We start from the raw sequence: 16,096 nt of genomic DNA, 5'->3' as shown, positions 1-16,096 counted from the left end.
CACAACTTCTGAACCTGTCACGAAGTGTTTAGTTCTCGGTGCTTCAAAAAGTAAGTAGTCAGTAGAAACAAGTTTCTGACCTGACCAGTTCTTTTCATCCGTCATGTTTTTTATGCTCATAATAGTAATCTCCTAAGCTCTATTTTGAAAGCTCTTGCTTTACTTCTTTAGCAATTTCTATAAATCTTGCCAAATCTTCTGCGTGCTGATCTCTGATAGTAGCCATCGCATCTTCGTGTCCGGAAAGTGCACACATTGCAGCCGTATAACAGTCTGTTTCAGCTCTTACGATCTTTAATGCAACATTCGCATAGTGACAGTGAACACCAATAAATATCGCTGCTTTGATATTGTTGTGCCAGATTGTTAAATTCGGGTGGTTAGGGTTGATCTCTACTTCTGGGTCGATCTTAGGATATTTTGGTCTATAATCATACATTGGTATCATTTTAGCGTTCAAAACTTCCGCCATTTCTTTGATCAGTGTTGCTTTTTTCTTCGCTTCGTCATTCCACGCATATAATACTTGTGGTCCTGGGAAGATCGTAGCATTCTCGCTTGTTAACATTACTCTAGCAATTTCTCTCATTGCTGTTTCTTCATCAACTATTTCAGTTAATAATAGTGCTTTCCCTTCAGGTGGTGTAAGTATACCATCATAGGTTGCAACTGGATATGGTGCATAGTAAGCTGGGCCTAAATTAGCCATTATTCTCTCCTAAATTTTACCTTGTGTACTGTAGTGTCATGTGTATAAAACTTATCACATCGAAGCTTGGCAGGATGTGCAAATAAATTTTATTGACATGACACAACATGACATTTATCCCTCTGTTTCAAAGGAACAAAGGGTGATTCAATTCTTGTGTTGGGCACTCAGTCCCAACATAAGAGTTTACGCTTCTTCCGTAGTAACCATTTCCATTGTTATACAATCTCTGTTAAGAAGGTCAGAACATACATATACACAAATTGCACAACCTTTACATCTGTCTTCATCGACCCATGAAGTACCATTTGAATTACCATGTTTTGGTTCTTTATCATACATCAAAGTATTTGCCTCTGGACAGTAAAGTGTACACATGTTACATTTGTGTGTTGAACACATTTCTGAGTTTACTTTTGCTACGTAGTACATTATTTTTCCTTTTTATGCTTGTAATTTAATTATAAGTTCATCTGAGTTCAAGTCGATAGAATCGGCCATTTCAAAAGTAGCATTAATTACTTCCATATTTTTTGCAAGCAATTCTTCTTTCTTCTTAAACTTTTTCTCGATCGCAGAGTCTAGAGAAGCCGTACCACCAGAAGCAACGAAAGAACTACCTAGGAATCTTTCTCTAACCGCTTTTTCAATATTGTCTTCAGTCACAAGTTTTGTGATACCAAGAAGCATACCCATCATCGCCATGTTCGTTGCAAGTTCAGTACCTGCGATTTTAAGTGCAAGTTCAGTTGCATTGAATTGAACCACTTTGGCGTTAAGTCTGGTAAGTACTTCTTTGTCTTCTTTATCAAGCACATCTACGTCTGTATTGATGATAACAAGGCTGTTCTTTTTCAAACCGGCATAGAATGGCATAGTATATGACTTACCATGTGTGATAACCTGTGAATGGTATATCATAATAATATCAGGGTAAACAACCTCACCTACTTCATAGATAGGTTCAGAAGATGCTCTAACATATGCTTCAACCGGAGCCATTCTCTTTTCAGAACCAAAAAATGGTACCAAAGAAGCGAATTTACCAGCATTGTCCATTGCAGATCCGAGGATGTGAGCAGAGGTTACAACCCCCTGTCCACCAAGCCCGGATATACGCATATTATATCTTTTTTTATCTACCGCCATATTAGCTTACCTCTCTTTTGTTTTTAGATTCGATTTGAGCAAACAGCTCTTTCGCTTCATCTGTCATATACTCTTCAAAAGCAAAACGACCTTTTTCCTTCTCTTTAGCATCTCTGAATACATCAGGAGTAGGAATAGAGTACTCAATGTTACATGAAGTATATACATGGATGAAAGTTGGTCCAAGTGTTCTTGCTGCGAAGATCGCTCTTCTGATCGCTTTAGAAGACTTGTTGATGTTTGTCGGTGACATTTTAACAACGTACACACATCCAGCATCAATAGCAAGCTGCATTGCAGGCATTTTACCAAAGTTCTTACCTTTTGGAGACATTTTAAGAACAGCACCTTCAACACTCATACCACTCTCTTGTCCACCTGTGTTACCATATACTTCGTTATCTAGCATAATAGTCGTGAATCTCTCACGTCTGAACCATGCATGCATAGTCATACTGAAACCGATATCCATCATACCACCGTCACCAGCGATTGTGATAACGTCTTTGTGTCTATCAGGGAATCTTAGTCTGAATGCACGTGTGATACCAGATGCCATCGCATTTTGGTCACCATAGTTACCATAGATGAATGGAACCGCAGCCTGAGAAATAGCAAGTCTACCACAACCAGCTGTACCGATCGTTACTGTATCTTCAGGGTTCGGAAGTGATGCGAAGATGATCTTAATGTAGTAAGCCATCCAACATCCTGAACACATTGGGTGTTCTTCCACCAACTCTTTGTACGTACCCATATTTTTAACGCCAACTTCGCTGTAGTCTTTACCAAATGGACCATAGTCTACTAGTTCAACATAGTCTTTTGGCAAATATCTCTTAAATTTTGACGCTGGAATCATATATTTTAAACTCATTTTATATCCCTTATGCTTGTAATGTTTCGGATTTCATACCAAGAGCTATATATACTTGCTCCATGATCAATTCCACAGGTAATGTCATACCACCATATACTCTTGGACCTTCTACAACAATACCACCGTTCGGTATAGCTGCTTTTACTTCCTTACACAACCATCCGATGATATTGTGTTCAGGAATAATTACCGTTTTTGCACCTTTTAGTGCTTCGTTGATCTCATCTGTAGGGAATGGTCTGATCGCTTTTACTTTAACGAAACCAACACTGATCCCTTCTTCTTGAGCATATCTGTGTGCTTCTCTTGCTTGCGCAGCCGCACATCCTGATGCAACGATCATTACATCTGAACCTGGGTTTTGTACCTCAATTGGTCCACCAAGGTATTGATAGATATATTTCATTGCTCTTCTGTTTGAATCCCAGATCTCTTGCTGCCATACAGAGTGGATCAAGTAACTCATGAAGTTAGACTTCTGAACAGGCGCATCTCTTTGGATTCTTGCCGGTGGCACTTCGTTGTCCATTGCTGGAACCGGTGCATAGTATGGATCCATTTCTTCCAATGCCATATCTTCAGGAGTCATTTCAACATAACCTTTTGCGTGTGTTACGAAGAATCCTTCTGTAGATACAGATACAGGAATATAAACATCTACTTTCTCAGTAATTGCGAAAGCTGCCAAAGTCATGTCAAACGTATCTTGCTGGTTTTCAGCATGCAGCATAATTACACCACTGTGCATTAGGTATGCCATTTCAATGTTGTCCGGCTGAATAGAAAGAGGAGCGTTAACAACTCTTGTAAGTACACCCAATACCGCTGGTACTCTGTGTCCTGGCCATGAAACGATCGCTTCAAGTCCTCTAAGAAGTCCTGGTCCTGATGTTGCTGTAAAGAGACGTACACCTGCTCTAGCCGCACCTGCGATCGCAGACATTGTACCAAGCTCTTCTTCCGCTCTATAGTACTCTTTGATGTGACCTTGTGCATAGATGTCACCAACAAGGTGCATTACTTCCGATTGCGGAGTAATAGGATAGGCGATCGCCATATCAACACTTGCTCTTTTAACAGCTTCTGCCATTGCTTGAGCACCAGTAATAAAGTGCTTTTCTCTCGGAGCCTCTTTTAAAAGGTAGTCCGCGCTTACTAATTTTTTATTTAAACTCATTTGTCTCTCCTAATCTTATTCAACGTCTGCAACGTGTTCACCTTTTCTACTCATGATGAGACTTCTGTACTCACCATAATCAGCAGGCGTAAGTGATCCCCAGTCCTCTTTTGGTAAAGATGGATTTTCTGGTGGAGGTGTTGTTGTCCATTCGATACCCAGTTCATTTCTAACCTGTATTACGATATCTTTAAATCTTCTGATATCTTCAGCATGAACGTCTCTGATGGATGTCATAGCTTCTTCATGTCCCATGAATCCGCATAGTGCGATCGTGTGACAGTCTGTACCGGCTCTGATCATTCTTAAACTAAGGTTTGCATAGTGACAGTGTACACCAACAAAAATACAAGCTTTAATTTTATTATGTAAGATCGTCAAATTCGGGTGATTTGGATTGATTTCCGCTTCAGCATCAATTTTTGGATACTTTGGTCTGTAATCTGGCATTGGAATAATTCTACAATTTGGAATCTCTGATGCCAACTCTAAAATTGCTGCTGATTTGTCCGCAACGTCATCTCTCCAGTCCCATAAAACTTGTGGTCCAGGGAAGATAGTTGGGTTGTCCATTGTTAACATGGCTTTCGCAGCATCTCTCATCGCCTCTTCTTCTTCTACGATATTTCCATATAGTAGTGCTTTACCTTCAGGCGCAAGCTCCACTCCCATGGATGGTGCCGAATGAGGCATATAACCTACCGGACCAGCTGTTATTTTCTTTGACATATTTGATTCTCCTTAATAAATGTTATCAAAAATGATTTGACTTCAGCTTATAAGCTAAGCCATCCTATCTAAAATATGCATAAAACTTCATAAAGAAGATAATATTAATATTTTAGAAACCGATAAGTGTGTAGTATAGTAATTATAATTTACCGTAAATACATCTTATTCTGCACAAAACAGGCGATAAAGCTAAAATAATCTTACAGATCAAGTCATAAATTATCTCAAACAAGCACTAAAAAATGGCTTTCTTCATGCTCTATTTTGTTTAGAAACCTTATAGGCTAACTTTAATGAGATTACATTAAAAAATGATTAAACCCTGTGCATACACCCCTGCATACTCTATGTTTGTGTATATTCTCCACAGGCGATCTCCCGATCTAAACCGGTACCAATTGGTCTCTGCCCACACCGGCTTATTTGTCTGATCTGCTCCTGCTTGACAGGTAACCATAAATACCCAGCGATACAATGATCAATGCTATCCCGGTAATGAGATAGAGCGCATGGATCATATCCGAATAGTCATGTAAAGCGATCTTGAAGACCACCATCAATGCTTCTATGGAAAGGGCAATGATAATGGCTATGGCAAACTTGGTCAATACATTCGCGTCTTCATTTTGTTTGCTGTATTTTTTATAAAAGACCTCTCTTTCCAGGATCGTTTTTGCAAGGTCAAAAATAGCCAGCCCCAACGTCAGTGCCACTATCGGTTTGAATAGGATGTCCAGTGTATAGTCCTTCTCGGTAAAAACACTTGATATATATCCGGAGATCGCATAGATGATGGCAAAAAAAGCAAATGCCATCAGGGAAAACCCCACTGACTTGTAAAAGAGCTTTGTTAACTGGTTAAAGGCAGGGTTCAATTCGATCAATCCCAGTCTTCCGAGCAGCGCGGAAAGCCTGTAATCTATGAAGACATAGCTATCCCCTTCTTTTTTCATCACCGTGATGCAGGTATGGCCTGTCGCAGAACTTATGTAAGGAGTACTGACAGAGATCTCATCCTCTTTTTTCAGGAACTTGGTACTCATGTAGGCGCGGCTTTTACCTTTTTCCGAATCGTCTATTTTGTTTCTAAAAAAGTTTGCATCGGTTTGTATGAAATTTTGATCGGTCACATATATCAGTTCCATCGAAGGAAACGTTTTGAAAATGTTTTTATAACTGTTAGGGGCATCCGATAAAAGAGGTCCCGTGTTCTTTACAGTGGTGACAATGAACTTTTCTATATCTTCATGATTCTCTTCATAGACCTTGATAAACTCTTTCATCATATTATTCCTTTGATTGATATCGTATCATAGCAAAATAGTTTTTATTCGGTTTGAATATATAATGGTAGTATATCAGGTATGCACCGATTCTATACGCTCTCATATGATCAATTTTTAACCATTCCTTCTATCCCTGCACCCTTTTACGGCCCGATCTGTACCATTTGTGTTCATCTGAAAATGGGACTGTATTTCCAAAATTTCTATAACCGACTATTAACCACATTTTAGCTAGAATAATTCATTAATTTTGACTGCCTTATGGGCATGTCCTGGAGCAATAATAATGAACAAAGCAAAATATATCTGGATGGATGGCAAATTCGTACCCTGGGATGACGCCAAGGTACACGTACTTACACATACACTGCATTATGGAAATGGTGCCATAGAGGGGACTAAAGCCTACAAAACAGTAGACGGAAGATGTGCGATCTTTAAACTCAAGGAACATACGCAAAGACTTCTTAATTCATCAAAGATGACACTGATGAACGTACCCTATACCGCAGAGGAATTGAATGCTGCACAAGTAGAACTTTTACAAAAAAATGAACTCTTTAACGGTGCCTATATCAGACCGTTGGTGTATCTTGGATATGGTGTCATGGGCCTTTACCATAAAGACTGTCCTGTCAATGTATCTATCTCTGCATGGGAATGGGGAGCATATCTTGGAGAAGAGGGTCTTAAAAAAGGTGTCCGTATCAAGATCACTTCTGTCACAAGAACACCTAACACCTCTGGGATGGGTAAAGCCAAAGCCGTCGCCAACTACCTGAACTCTCAAATGGCAAAATATGAAGCGGTGGAAGCAGGGTATGATGAAGCGCTGCTTAGGGACGACCATGGGTATATTGCAGAAGCATCCGGGGCAGCTTTCTTTATGGTAAGAGATGGTGTGCTCATTACGCCTCCAAGTGACAATTCACTGGAGTCCATTACGCAGCAAACTGTGATAGACCTAGCGCATGACATGGGTATAAAGGTGGAAAGACGCCGTATTACCCGTGAAGAAGTTTACATCGCAGATGAAGCGTTCCTGACAGGAACTGCTGCGGAAGTCACACCGATCCGTGAAGTCGATGCCCGTATCATCGGTGCAGGGTCAAGAGGTCCTATCACGGAGAAATTACAAACAGCCTACTTTGATGTGGTAGCAGGCAAGAACCCTGACTATATCCAGTACTTAACCTATATCAATTAAGGAGCAGCCATGCCAGCAGATATGAACGACTATTTTAAAAAGAGAAAACCGAGCAATACCTCAGATAACAGCGGAAGCGGAGGTAGAAGCGGGGGAGGCAACTTTGAAAACCCTCTCAACAATATGGGCAAAGGCGCATCATGGATATTTATCATCATAGCCATTGCATTTGCTCTTTTTGTACTGAAGCCTTTTACCATCATCAACTCCGGTGAAGTAGGCATCAAGATTACTACCGGTAAATTTGAGCAAGAACCTCTTGGGGCGGGGCTCCATTTCTTTGTTCCGGTGCTTCAAAAGATCATACCGGTCAATACACGTATCAGACTGATCACCTACTCCAATATCAGAACAAGTGAACTGGGTGATGAATACAGAAGCCTTGAAGGCGGTCTCAAGAGAAACCCGGCAATCACCGTGCTTGACAAGCGGGGACTGAGTGTCAATATCGATATTGCAGTACAGTATAGACTCAGGGCAGAAACTGCACCGGCAACCATAGAAAAATGGGGTACGAGCTGGGAAGAGAAGATCATCAACTCCAAAGTACGTGAAGTCGTGCGTGATGTGGTAGGCCAGTATACGGCAGAGCAGCTTCCTGAAATGCGTAACCAGATCGCTGCAGCCATCGAAGTAAAAGTAAAAGAGAGTGTAGATACACTGATGAACCAGCCTGTGGTACTTGAATCCGTAGAGTTAAGAACGATCGACCTGCCTCCAAAGATCAAAGAACAGATCGAACGTGTTCAGATCGCCAAGCAGGATGTCACCATCGCAGAACAGCAAAAAGAGAAAGCGAAGCAGGAAGCACAAAGAGCAGCAGAGGTTGCACGTGGTGAAGCAGAGAGAAACCGTATCGAGGCACAGGGTCAGGCAGATAAGATCCGTATAGAAGCTGAGGAACAGGCCAAAGCCAATAAACTGATCTCAGGTTCACTGACACCGCAGCTCATTGAACTGGAGCAGATCAAAACACAGGCGAAATTCAATGAAGCACTGAAGGTGAACAAAGATGCACAAATCTTCCTTACACCTGGCGGAGCAGTACCGAACATTTGGGTCGATGCAAAAGGTAAAGAGCAAAAGACCCTCTCTGCTCAGCAGTAAACTTTTTGGCTACGGGGATCAGCCCGTAGCTATCTCCTCTTCTTTATAATAAAACCCATCACACACTTAATAGAGCGCATCATGCCACTGTACCAGTGTCAATCTGTATCCGTTTTTAACCGGCAGTACTTCATGTGAAAAGTAGGGATTGCTGGGAAAGACTATCATCTCTCCCGCTTCAGCTTTGATCTTTACAGGCTCACCTTCTTCATGATACAGGTAATTGAAGAGCAGCTCTCCTCCACTGAAACCTTCACCCTCATCTTGGGCTTTGCACTGATGAGAGGTTGCAAAAAGCACTGTCGTCAGTTTTCGTTCCGGTGCCACACATTTGAACCCTACCGTCTCTCCGTTTTCATCTACCAGTTCGCTGGAATCATCTGCATGCTTCACGTAGAAATAGCCCTCTTTATACTCCAGTACCTGGATATCCGTCGAAAGCGTGATGGCCGCTGCAAAATACTCTTCTATCAGGGGTTTGTATTTGAGAAACTGCTTCTCGTAATAGTCACTGTAAAAATCATCCAATGTATAGATATTCGTTTTACGGTAATCCGTCACCACATCTGATTCTATGATTCCGCTGATGTTTTCCAGTTTGACTTCCGCCCTTTGACTCTCCTCGTCCTGCTTCACCAGGGAAGCGAGCTGTCTACAGAGTTCGGGCGTAAAGAAGTTCTTAATGGTCAAATAAGGGGTATCCTTATAGGCACTGGGGAGCAGTCTATTGGTGATATGCAGCTTTTCCAAGCGTGCATCACAATAGATATGGTTACTGATCTGTATCATCTAAAGCCCAAAAAGTAAGATAGCTATAAAGCATGCCATTATAATCCAAAAATCGACCTTTTGTTCTAAAACTTTTCTTAAATTACCTGTTTGCCTCCATAGATAGCTTGCAGTTTAAAACCAAATAGCTATAATATCATCACTATAAATGCTATGGAGACCTATCATGCAGCTTGACTGGCAAAAAAATCCTCTGATCCCTGCTATCGCCCAAGATGCGGAAAGTAACGAAATTCTCATGCTCGCCTATATGAACGAAGAGGCGTATCAGCTTACACTCGAGACAGGGTTTGCACACTACTTCAGTCGAAGCAAACAGCGTATCTGGAAAAAGGGTGAAAGCTCCGGGCATGTCCAGGAGGTCAAGGATATACTGCTTGACTGTGATGCAGATACCGTGATCTTGAAGATCATTCAGCACGGTGTAGCCTGTCACACGGGACGCAAAAGCTGCTTCTTCACTTCTGTGATGCAAGACAAGATAGTCCTGGACAAAGAAGTAGATACGGATGCCATCTATGGTGTGGTGGATACCCTCTACCATACGATCTTGGAGCGCAAAAATGCTCCCGAAGAAGCCAAGTCATGGACCAAGAAACTTTTGGACGACAAAGCGCTGATGCTCTCTAAGATCCGTGAAGAAGCGGAGGAGGTCTGTGTCGCCATCAATGAAGAGAGCGACGAGCAGGTCATCTACGAATCTGCCGACCTGCTCTACCATACACTGGTAGGACTGGGCTACAGAGATATCTCTCCGGACAGGGTCAAACAAGAGCTGGCAAGACGATTCGGATTGAGCGGCATAGAAGAAAAAGAGAGCCGTTCCAAATAATCACACATCTGAATATCTGTCATGGCGAACGCCCTCGTAAGCGAAGCGGTTCGGGAGCTGCAAGATCCCAATGAGCGTAAAAGGGGATCAGCCGTTCCTTTTACACTCTCTATTTAACAACCGCCCGCACACCCTGGGCTATCTGCATTACCGCCGGCAAAATACTTTCCGTCAAAGCTGACCAGTGAATAGTTTCTTTCGGTGCCAAGTGACTCTTTCAGCCCTTCAATAGAAAGGAAGCCTAGAGAATCAGCACCAATTTTATCGGCGATCTCTTCTGGTGTGAACTTTGTAGAGATCAGCTCTTCCTTGGTTGGCGTATCGATACCGTATCGGCACGGGAACTTGATCTCCGGGGCAGCAATACGCATATGTACCTCTTTTGCACCTGCTTCTTTCAGCATACGTACGATCTGCTTGGACGTGGTACCGCGTACAAGAGAGTCATCGATGATGGCGACTCTTTTTCCCTTTATCAGATGTTCGATCGGAGAGAGTTTCAGTTTGACCTTAAGATCACGTATCTCCTGTGTCGGTTCAATAAAAGTACGCCCTACATAGTGGTTACGCACGATACCCATCTCAAACGGTACACCCAGTCCATCTGCATACCCTTTGGCAGCGGCTACACCCGAATCAGGCACAGGAAGTACAATATCCACCTCTGCAGGTGTCTCTCTTGCGAGCCTTTTCCCCATCTTTAAACGCATCTCATAGACGTTCTTGCCGTCAATGATGGAGTCCGGTCTGGCAAAATAGATATATTCAAAAGCACAGGGGTGATAGTCCTGCTCAAACACTTTTTCTGACTGAGGCTCTTTGCCCTCTTCGAACGTAAGCATCTCTCCGGGCTCCACATCACGTATGAACTCTGCACCTACCAGGTCAAAGGCACACGTTTCAGATGCCACGATGTACCCGCCGTCCTTAAGCTTTCCAAGACTAAGCGGACGGATACCGAAACGGTCGCGGATCACAAACATTTTTGACCGGCTCTGTATCGCCAGACAGTAGGCACCCTCTATCTTCGTCAGCATATCTTTGATACGGTCGACCAAAGAGTCCTTTTGGGATTTTGCAATAAGGTGAATGATATTCTCTGTATCCATATCCGTCTGGAAAATGGCGCCTCTATCTATCAGTTCATTTCTCACCTCGTGCTTATTGACAAGATTACCATTGTGTACGACAGAGATCTCTCCGAGTTTGTATTTGGCAAACACGGGCTGTGCATCTCCGGCAGATTCACTCCCCGCTGTTGAATAGCGGTTATGCCCTACAGCACATTCTCCATCCAGACTGTCCAGTGTTGCCTGTGAGAAAACATCCGCCACCATACCACGTTTTTTATAGGTAGCGATACGCTTACCGTTGGCTGCAGAAATACCTGTAGCTTCCTGTCCGCGATGCTGCATGGAAAAAAGCGAATAATACGCTACCGTTGAAGCTTTTTTTGCTCCGAATACACCGACTATTGCACACATATTATATTCCTAAACAATCATTGATAGAGTATAGACCAGATTCCTGATCTACAAGCCACTTGGCAGCGCGGATGGCACCTTTGGAAAACGTTTCTCTGCTGGTAGCGGTATGATTGAGCTCCAAAAACTCACCATCATTGTAAAAGCCTACGGTATGACGGCCGACAATGTCACCGCCACGGAGCGCCATCACTGCGATCTCGTCTTTGCTTCTTGCTCCTATCTGCCCGTCCCTGCCGCTGATACGTACTGCATCCAGGTCCTGTCCACGTCCTTTGGCCGCAAATTCACCCAAAGTAAGCGCCGTGCCCGATGGGGCGTCCACTTTATGTCTGTGGTGCTGCTCTACGATCTCTATATCGAAATCTTTCAGTGTAGCGGACACCTGCTCTACCAGCTGCTTCAGCAGTGCGATACCCGCAGACATATTGGAAGCATACAGCACCGGCATCTCTTGCGAAGCCTCTTTTAAAAGATTTTGCTGGTGTTCCGTAAATCCTGTGGTCGCTATCACCAGCGGTGTAGGGTTTTTCAACGCCTCTTCACAAAGCTCCTGTGTTGCTTCAGGGGCAGAGAAGTCGATGACCACATCACAGTTTTCAAGCAGTACTTTGATACTGTTCGTCACCAACACATCTGAAGGCAGATCTCTTTTCAGTTCGCCGTATACATGTACTGCGCTCAACGGTAGCTCTTTGTCATGTAAAAGAGCGTCTATCAGAAGATTCCCTACTCTGCCTGTACTGCCTACGATACCCACTTTTGCCATTGTTTAATCCTTATGCTTGTTCTTGAATATATGAAATTACCTGCAGTGCCGCCACAGAACCGTCACCTGCTGCCGAGACCACCTGTTTGGGTGCCTCTATGCGTATGTCTCCTGCCGCGAACAGACCCGGTACTGATGTTCTCATGCTTAGATCCACTATGACCTGTCCATGCTCGCTCATCTCGCAGATAAAGTGGCCTTCCTCATCTTTCAGTACCGCGTTATTGACATTATGACCGACAAAGACAAAAAGACCGGGATTGTCCATCTGTGTGATCTCGCCCTTTTTGTTCTTCAGTTTCACTCCGGTCACACCCATGGCATCACCCAGCACTTCTTCTATGACCGTGTCTGTAATGAGGTGTATGTTCTCTTTTCGTTCTACTCTTTCTACCGTGGAGGGTGCAGCCCTGAAGGTATCTCTTCTGTGCACGACATAGACATCTGAGCAGATATTGGAAAGGTAAAGCGCTTCTTCCAGTGCCGTGTCACCGCCGCCCAGTACCGTCACCGGCTTATCTTTGTAAAAGAAGCCGTCACAGGTGGCACAGGTACTGACCCCTTTTCCAAAATACGTATCTTCCCCTTTGATGCCGGCTTTTTTGGGTGTACTTCCCGTACATACGATCACCGTCTTTGATTCCACGCCTTCACCGTTTTCCAGTGTTACGGTAAAGTGCTCACCCGTTTTAGATACACGTTCCACTTTTTGCATCTCATGTTTCAACCCGAAATGGAAACACTGCTTTTGCCAGGTATCCATAAAGTCCATACCTGTTTTCTCATGATCGAAAAATCCGGGATAGTTTTCTATCTCAGAACTCTGTGTGATCTGCCCGCCGGGCATTCCCATCTCAAAAAGTGTGACGTTCTTCAATCCTCCGCGTGTCGCATACAGTCCTGCTGCAAGTCCTGCAGGTCCACCGCCGATGATTGCGCAATCCAACATGTTGATTCCTTTAGATAAAAAGTAAATACTTAAGCAAACAATATCTATTATACTATGAAAATACTTGGTTAAAAATTTAAGAGATTTTATCTAAAATCAGATATGAAAGCCGTGAAGAAAGAGGGAAAATTCCCTCTTGTATGCATAACTTATAGTATTGCGTTCAGTTTTTCTGCAAATGCATCTTTAGACGCTGCACCGATCATTTGGTCAACCATTTCACCGTCTTTAAAGAAAAGGATCGCAGGGATAGATCTGATCCCGTATTTTACAGCGATCTCTTGCTGCTCATCTGTGTTCACTTTACAGATAGTCGCTTTCCCGTCAAAGTCTTCTGCAAGCTCTTCGATCACTGGAGCGATCATTCTACAAGGTCCACACCATGGAGCCCAAAAGTCTACCATAGTTACACCTTCTGCGATCGTCGCATCAAAATTTTCGTTTGTCAAATCTACATATTTTGCCATATTTATTCCTTTGTTTTTTATTTCATGTAAATAGTATAACCTAATTTCTTATAAAAACTATTGTCATAACTTATATTTTTATAATTATTCCTACAATTGTCCTAAATGTATACGCTTCAGACAAATTTACACTTCTGCAGCTCTGTTCATTCCAAAATGATCTCAGGATAGGCAGAGGAACGTGTCCCCTCTTTAGCTCTGTTTTGTTTCCCTTTCACCGTATAGACAAAAGAGATCTTTGCTTTGTCCGTGCTGTTTTTATTGGCACGGTGCAGCAGTCTTCCGTGAAACAGCACTATATCCCCTTTTTGCAACGTGGTACTGGTCTTTGTTGCGATCAGGCTTTGGTTTTCCGGCGCAGTGCAGGAGAAGTACTGCTTCCCTTCGAACTGCTCCGGCGTAAACTGCATCTTATGACTGCCCGGTATGAACTCCAATACACCGTTCTCATCGAACTCCTCATCCAGTGCGAGCCATACGCTGACAAGATTGTCATTTTCAAAGCTCCAGTACCTGATATCCTGGTGCCATGAGGTTTCTGTGGAGGTATGGGGCATCTTGGTCATGATGGAGTTGTGATGCGCCAAGGTAAGTACCGGGGTATCTTCAAGTATCTGGGCCAAAACAGGACGTATCTTTTTATTTTCCATCCATTTTTTAAACACGATATCTCGGTCATAGACCTGTCGCAGACGACGTACGGTCACTTTGAGCACCTCTTTATCGAGACCTACATATTCTGATTCCGTTTCGATAGGGGGGATCTTGTACTTGAGATGTACTTTGGCCAGCTCCAGGATCATATCACAGAGTTCATGATCGGCAAACTGACGCAAAACAAGGAAACCGTCCTCGTTGAACTGTGCTAATTGTGAAGCGGAGAGTGTCATTATCGTACCCCTTGGATCATATAAGGAATTATATCCAATAAAACACTAAAGCGTGACATTTTCTATGAACTCCACCTCATCATGTCTCAGGATCAGTGCATCAATGCTGAATGCCGCATCCAAACCTTTTGTTTTCATGTAATAGTGGGCAGAGTTGATGACTTTACGGAGCTTGGAGGGTGTCACATTATAGACAGGGTCAAAATCTGTTTTACCGCTCTTGACTTCTATAAAATGCAGCACATCATCGCGACTGGCAATGATGTCTACCTCTCCGAGCTTTCTTGCGAAATAGTTACGCTCCAGGATCACGAAACCTTCCTGTTCCAAAAAACGTGTGGCAAGACTTTCACTCTCATCCCCGTAGATTTTCGGAAGTTCCCTCATGGCTTCAAAAAGCCCATTGCTTTTTCATCTGTTTTTTTAGCTTCCAATACCAATGTATCAAGCATTATCTGTTTGCCACGTAATGTATATATTTTGTAATGTAGGTGTGTAATCATTTCATGCATAGTGACTCCTATTATTAGGAGTATAGAATAAAAAAATAAGGAGAGTACAAAATATGTCATATTGTCATTTTTCTATTTTCTTCTTTGTCTAGTTCGTATCGTCTCGATGGGATCGAGAAAAAGTATTATGTATCTTTTGTATGAGAATAAGCAAATAATGTTATGATGCCAAAAAGTATTATCTTATATCTAAAAGGATACCCCCTATGTATACAGTACAAATGGAAAAAGAGTGTGGATGTTTTAAAAAAAGTGAATACGCCAATAATATGACCTTTGAAACACAACAAGATGCCTACAGGTATGCAACCACAGTCGCTGAATTTATGAATGAAGAGTTTTGTGGTACACACAACTTTACTGCACATAAAGGGGATGGTGACTACTTTCTCATAGCAGTGGCGATCAATCCTGAGGCGGTGGGCATTACGCCTCATGTGAGTTGTGATGTTGGCTGTACTGCGACTGACAAATGGTCTTTAGAGGCTAACGCCAAATCTGATAAAGAACATTAATTTATACTTTAATTTTTAACCTTACTCATCATCTTACGCCAATCGGTATCAAAGTTTTTAAATATATAGTCTTCGGCGTGAGGTATGGTGCACCCTGAGCAGTCCTGGTGTATTTCTCCTTCTTTAATAATGTGTTTTCCACGTTTTGATCTAATGGAACAGGTGGAGTGAAAGGCCAGGTCTTCTTCTGTGGGAGGTGATTGGTAAAACCTAAAGTGAGGACACCCGCACATGTAGCAGTTGAGTTCATACATCTCGTGGCATTTGGTTTTTGTGGCATAAAGTTCACAAAAGTCCGGTTCATTCTCAACCATGTTCTCAAAAATGAAGTATTGGACTATGTCAAATTCATCAAGCCCTTGGGCCTGGAGTTTTTGTACGATGGCTGCATGTTTTTTGGCATGTGCTTCAAACCAGTCATTGTAGGTCATGGGCATCCTTGTAAAATTTTTCATAGTGGTATTATAACTTAACAAGTATGAAGCCAGTGAGACTGTTATACTCGTTTGTATAATCAAATCACCACTCAAGAGTGCAGTATAATAAAACTGTAAGAGTCGGTTGATGTAGATTGATTATCTCGTTGAAGCCGCTGTAAAATAGTGAGCCTGTGTGGGAGCTAAATAACTGAACCGGTAACTT

At 42.7% G+C, this 16,096-nt stretch carries 19 protein-coding genes; 4 read left to right on the top strand and 15 right to left on the bottom strand.

Going from position 1 to position 16,096, the window contains the following annotated elements; genetic code table 11:
- Window positions 1-139: 139 nt before the first annotated feature.
- The 6 genes from VIM88_RS03735 to VIM88_RS03710 all read right to left on the bottom strand — a co-directional run bounded on the left by VIM88_RS03735 (window position 140) and on the right by VIM88_RS03710 (window position 5,933).
- Window positions 140-709 (bottom strand): carbon monoxide dehydrogenase beta subunit family protein, encoded by a 570-nt coding sequence (locus tag VIM88_RS03735; protein ID WP_331861541.1) that lies wholly within the window; start codon window positions 707-709, stop codon window positions 140-142.
- 444 nt (window positions 710-1,153) lie between these two features.
- A complete protein-coding gene (locus VIM88_RS03730) occupies window positions 1,154-1,858 on the bottom strand; it encodes a 2-oxoacid:acceptor oxidoreductase family protein (RefSeq protein WP_331861540.1) in 705 nt (234 codons plus the stop codon).
- Between the two features lies 1 nt (window position 1,859).
- Entirely contained in the window at window positions 1,860-2,561 is a 702-nt protein-coding gene (locus VIM88_RS03725; RefSeq protein WP_331861539.1) for a thiamine pyrophosphate-dependent enzyme, read from the bottom strand.
- 184 nt (window positions 2,562-2,745) lie between these two features.
- Window positions 2,746-3,915 (bottom strand): transketolase C-terminal domain-containing protein, encoded by a 1,170-nt coding sequence (locus VIM88_RS03720; protein WP_331861538.1) that lies wholly within the window; start codon window positions 3,913-3,915, stop codon window positions 2,746-2,748.
- Between the two features lie 15 nt (window positions 3,916-3,930).
- Window positions 3,931-4,644 (bottom strand): carbon monoxide dehydrogenase beta subunit family protein, encoded by a 714-nt coding sequence (locus tag VIM88_RS03715; RefSeq protein WP_331861537.1) that lies wholly within the window; start codon window positions 4,642-4,644, stop codon window positions 3,931-3,933.
- A 422-nt stretch (window positions 4,645-5,066) separates the two neighbouring features.
- Window positions 5,067-5,933, bottom strand: a complete 867-nt coding sequence (locus VIM88_RS03710; RefSeq protein WP_331861536.1) for a hypothetical protein — start codon at window positions 5,931-5,933, stop codon at window positions 5,067-5,069.
- 286 nt (window positions 5,934-6,219) lie between these two features.
- On the opposite strand from VIM88_RS03710, the gene VIM88_RS03705 reads away from it, so the two are divergent.
- Window positions 6,220-7,140, top strand: coding sequence for a branched-chain amino acid transaminase (locus VIM88_RS03705; RefSeq protein ID WP_331861535.1), 921 nt, complete (start codon window positions 6,220-6,222; stop codon window positions 7,138-7,140).
- Window positions 7,141-7,149: 9 nt separating this feature from the next.
- Complete coding sequence (locus VIM88_RS03700) at window positions 7,150-8,247, top strand: prohibitin family protein (RefSeq protein WP_331861534.1); 1,098 nt, start codon at window positions 7,150-7,152, stop codon at window positions 8,245-8,247.
- A gap of 66 nt (window positions 8,248-8,313) precedes the next feature.
- Here VIM88_RS03700 and VIM88_RS03695 read toward each other — a convergent pair whose 3' ends face one another.
- Window positions 8,314-9,036, bottom strand: a complete 723-nt coding sequence (locus tag VIM88_RS03695) for a 2OG-Fe(II) oxygenase (RefSeq protein ID WP_331861533.1) — start codon at window positions 9,034-9,036, stop codon at window positions 8,314-8,316.
- Window positions 9,037-9,202: 166 nt separating this feature from the next.
- Here VIM88_RS03695 and hisIE point away from each other — a divergent pair, with 166 nt between their 5' ends.
- Window positions 9,203-9,868 carry a bifunctional phosphoribosyl-AMP cyclohydrolase/phosphoribosyl-ATP diphosphatase HisIE gene (hisIE, locus tag VIM88_RS03690; protein ID WP_331861542.1) on the top strand — a complete coding sequence of 222 codons (666 nt, stop codon included), beginning with the start codon at window positions 9,203-9,205 and terminating at the stop codon, window positions 9,866-9,868.
- 113 nt (window positions 9,869-9,981) lie between these two features.
- On the opposite strand, the gene purF is transcribed toward hisIE, so the two are convergent.
- The 7 genes from purF to VIM88_RS03655 all read right to left on the bottom strand — a co-directional run bounded on the left by purF (window position 9,982) and on the right by VIM88_RS03655 (window position 14,939).
- Entirely contained in the window at window positions 9,982-11,352 is a 1,371-nt protein-coding gene (gene purF / locus VIM88_RS03685; protein WP_331861532.1) for an amidophosphoribosyltransferase, read from the bottom strand.
- 1 nt (window position 11,353) lies between these two features.
- Complete coding sequence (dapB, locus tag VIM88_RS03680; protein ID WP_331861531.1) at window positions 11,354-12,121, bottom strand: 4-hydroxy-tetrahydrodipicolinate reductase; 768 nt, start codon at window positions 12,119-12,121, stop codon at window positions 11,354-11,356.
- A 10-nt stretch (window positions 12,122-12,131) separates the two neighbouring features.
- A complete protein-coding gene (gene trxB, locus VIM88_RS03675) occupies window positions 12,132-13,070 on the bottom strand; it encodes a thioredoxin-disulfide reductase (RefSeq protein ID WP_331861530.1) in 939 nt (312 codons plus the stop codon).
- Window positions 13,071-13,219: 149 nt separating this feature from the next.
- Entirely contained in the window at window positions 13,220-13,537 is a 318-nt protein-coding gene (gene trxA / locus VIM88_RS03670) for a thioredoxin (protein WP_331861529.1), read from the bottom strand.
- A 146-nt stretch (window positions 13,538-13,683) separates the two neighbouring features.
- Window positions 13,684-14,427 (bottom strand): phytanoyl-CoA dioxygenase family protein, encoded by a 744-nt coding sequence (locus VIM88_RS03665; RefSeq protein ID WP_331861528.1) that lies wholly within the window; start codon window positions 14,425-14,427, stop codon window positions 13,684-13,686.
- Between the two features lie 45 nt (window positions 14,428-14,472).
- Window positions 14,473-14,814: a YraN family protein gene (locus tag VIM88_RS03660; RefSeq protein WP_331861527.1), complete on the bottom strand. Its 342-nt coding sequence runs from the start codon at window positions 14,812-14,814 to the stop codon at window positions 14,473-14,475.
- Window positions 14,811-14,939 (bottom strand): hypothetical protein, encoded by a 129-nt coding sequence (locus VIM88_RS03655; RefSeq protein ID WP_331861526.1) that lies wholly within the window; start codon window positions 14,937-14,939, stop codon window positions 14,811-14,813. Before VIM88_RS03655 ends, VIM88_RS03660 begins: the two co-directional genes overlap by 4 nt.
- Window positions 14,940-15,145: 206 nt before the next feature.
- Here VIM88_RS03655 and VIM88_RS03650 point away from each other — a divergent pair, with 206 nt between their 5' ends.
- A complete protein-coding gene (locus tag VIM88_RS03650; RefSeq protein ID WP_331861525.1) occupies window positions 15,146-15,454 on the top strand; it encodes a hypothetical protein in 309 nt (102 codons plus the stop codon).
- 8 nt (window positions 15,455-15,462) lie between these two features.
- Here the strand turns inward: VIM88_RS03650 and VIM88_RS03645 are convergent, their stop codons facing one another.
- Window positions 15,463-15,909, bottom strand: coding sequence for a hypothetical protein (locus tag VIM88_RS03645; RefSeq protein WP_331861524.1), 447 nt, complete (start codon window positions 15,907-15,909; stop codon window positions 15,463-15,465).
- Between the last annotated feature and the right edge of the window lie 187 nt (window positions 15,910-16,096).

The sequence above is a fragment of the Sulfurovum sp. genome (genome assembly GCF_036568385.1).
Taxonomy (GTDB): Bacteria; Campylobacterota; Campylobacteria; order Campylobacterales; family Sulfurovaceae; genus Sulfurovum.
The sequence above is the reverse complement of the archived record's forward strand: the minus strand, read 5'-3'. Positions and strand labels throughout refer to the sequence as shown.

Bases quoted from the DNA above. Each gene is read 5' to 3' on its own strand.
- VIM88_RS03705 (WP_331861535.1), top strand. From the start codon at position 6,220: ATGAACAAAGCAAAATATATCTGGATGGATGGCAAATTCGTACCCTGG.
- purF (WP_331861532.1), bottom strand. From the start codon at position 11,352: ATGTGTGCAATAGTCGGTGTATTCGGAGCAAAAAAAGCTTCAACGGTA.
- VIM88_RS03730 (WP_331861540.1), bottom strand. From the start codon at position 1,858: ATGGCGGTAGATAAAAAAAGATATAATATGCGTATATCCGGGCTTGGT.
- VIM88_RS03700 (WP_331861534.1), top strand. From the start codon at position 7,150: ATGCCAGCAGATATGAACGACTATTTTAAAAAGAGAAAACCGAGCAAT.
- VIM88_RS03655 (WP_331861526.1), bottom strand. From the start codon at position 14,939: ATGCATGAAATGATTACACACCTACATTACAAAATATATACATTACGT.
- dapB (WP_331861531.1), bottom strand. From the start codon at position 12,121: ATGGCAAAAGTGGGTATCGTAGGCAGTACAGGCAGAGTAGGGAATCTT.
- VIM88_RS03720 (WP_331861538.1), bottom strand. From the start codon at position 3,915: ATGAGTTTAAATAAAAAATTAGTAAGCGCGGACTACCTTTTAAAAGAG.
- VIM88_RS03695 (WP_331861533.1), bottom strand. From the start codon at position 9,036: ATGATACAGATCAGTAACCATATCTATTGTGATGCACGCTTGGAAAAG.
- VIM88_RS03735 (WP_331861541.1), bottom strand. From the start codon at position 709: ATGGCTAATTTAGGCCCAGCTTACTATGCACCATATCCAGTTGCAACC.
- VIM88_RS03710 (WP_331861536.1), bottom strand. From the start codon at position 5,933: ATGATGAAAGAGTTTATCAAGGTCTATGAAGAGAATCATGAAGATATA.
- VIM88_RS03645 (WP_331861524.1), bottom strand. From the start codon at position 15,909: ATGAAAAATTTTACAAGGATGCCCATGACCTACAATGACTGGTTTGAA.
- VIM88_RS03650 (WP_331861525.1), top strand. From the start codon at position 15,146: ATGTATACAGTACAAATGGAAAAAGAGTGTGGATGTTTTAAAAAAAGT.
- VIM88_RS03665 (WP_331861528.1), bottom strand. From the start codon at position 14,427: ATGACACTCTCCGCTTCACAATTAGCACAGTTCAACGAGGACGGTTTC.
- VIM88_RS03725 (WP_331861539.1), bottom strand. From the start codon at position 2,561: ATGGCTTACTACATTAAGATCATCTTCGCATCACTTCCGAACCCTGAA.
- VIM88_RS03715 (WP_331861537.1), bottom strand. From the start codon at position 4,644: ATGTCAAAGAAAATAACAGCTGGTCCGGTAGGTTATATGCCTCATTCG.
- VIM88_RS03660 (WP_331861527.1), bottom strand. From the start codon at position 14,814: ATGAGGGAACTTCCGAAAATCTACGGGGATGAGAGTGAAAGTCTTGCC.
- trxB (WP_331861530.1), bottom strand. From the start codon at position 13,070: ATGTTGGATTGCGCAATCATCGGCGGTGGACCTGCAGGACTTGCAGCA.
- trxA (WP_331861529.1), bottom strand. From the start codon at position 13,537: ATGGCAAAATATGTAGATTTGACAAACGAAAATTTTGATGCGACGATC.
- hisIE (WP_331861542.1), top strand. From the start codon at position 9,203: ATGCAGCTTGACTGGCAAAAAAATCCTCTGATCCCTGCTATCGCCCAA.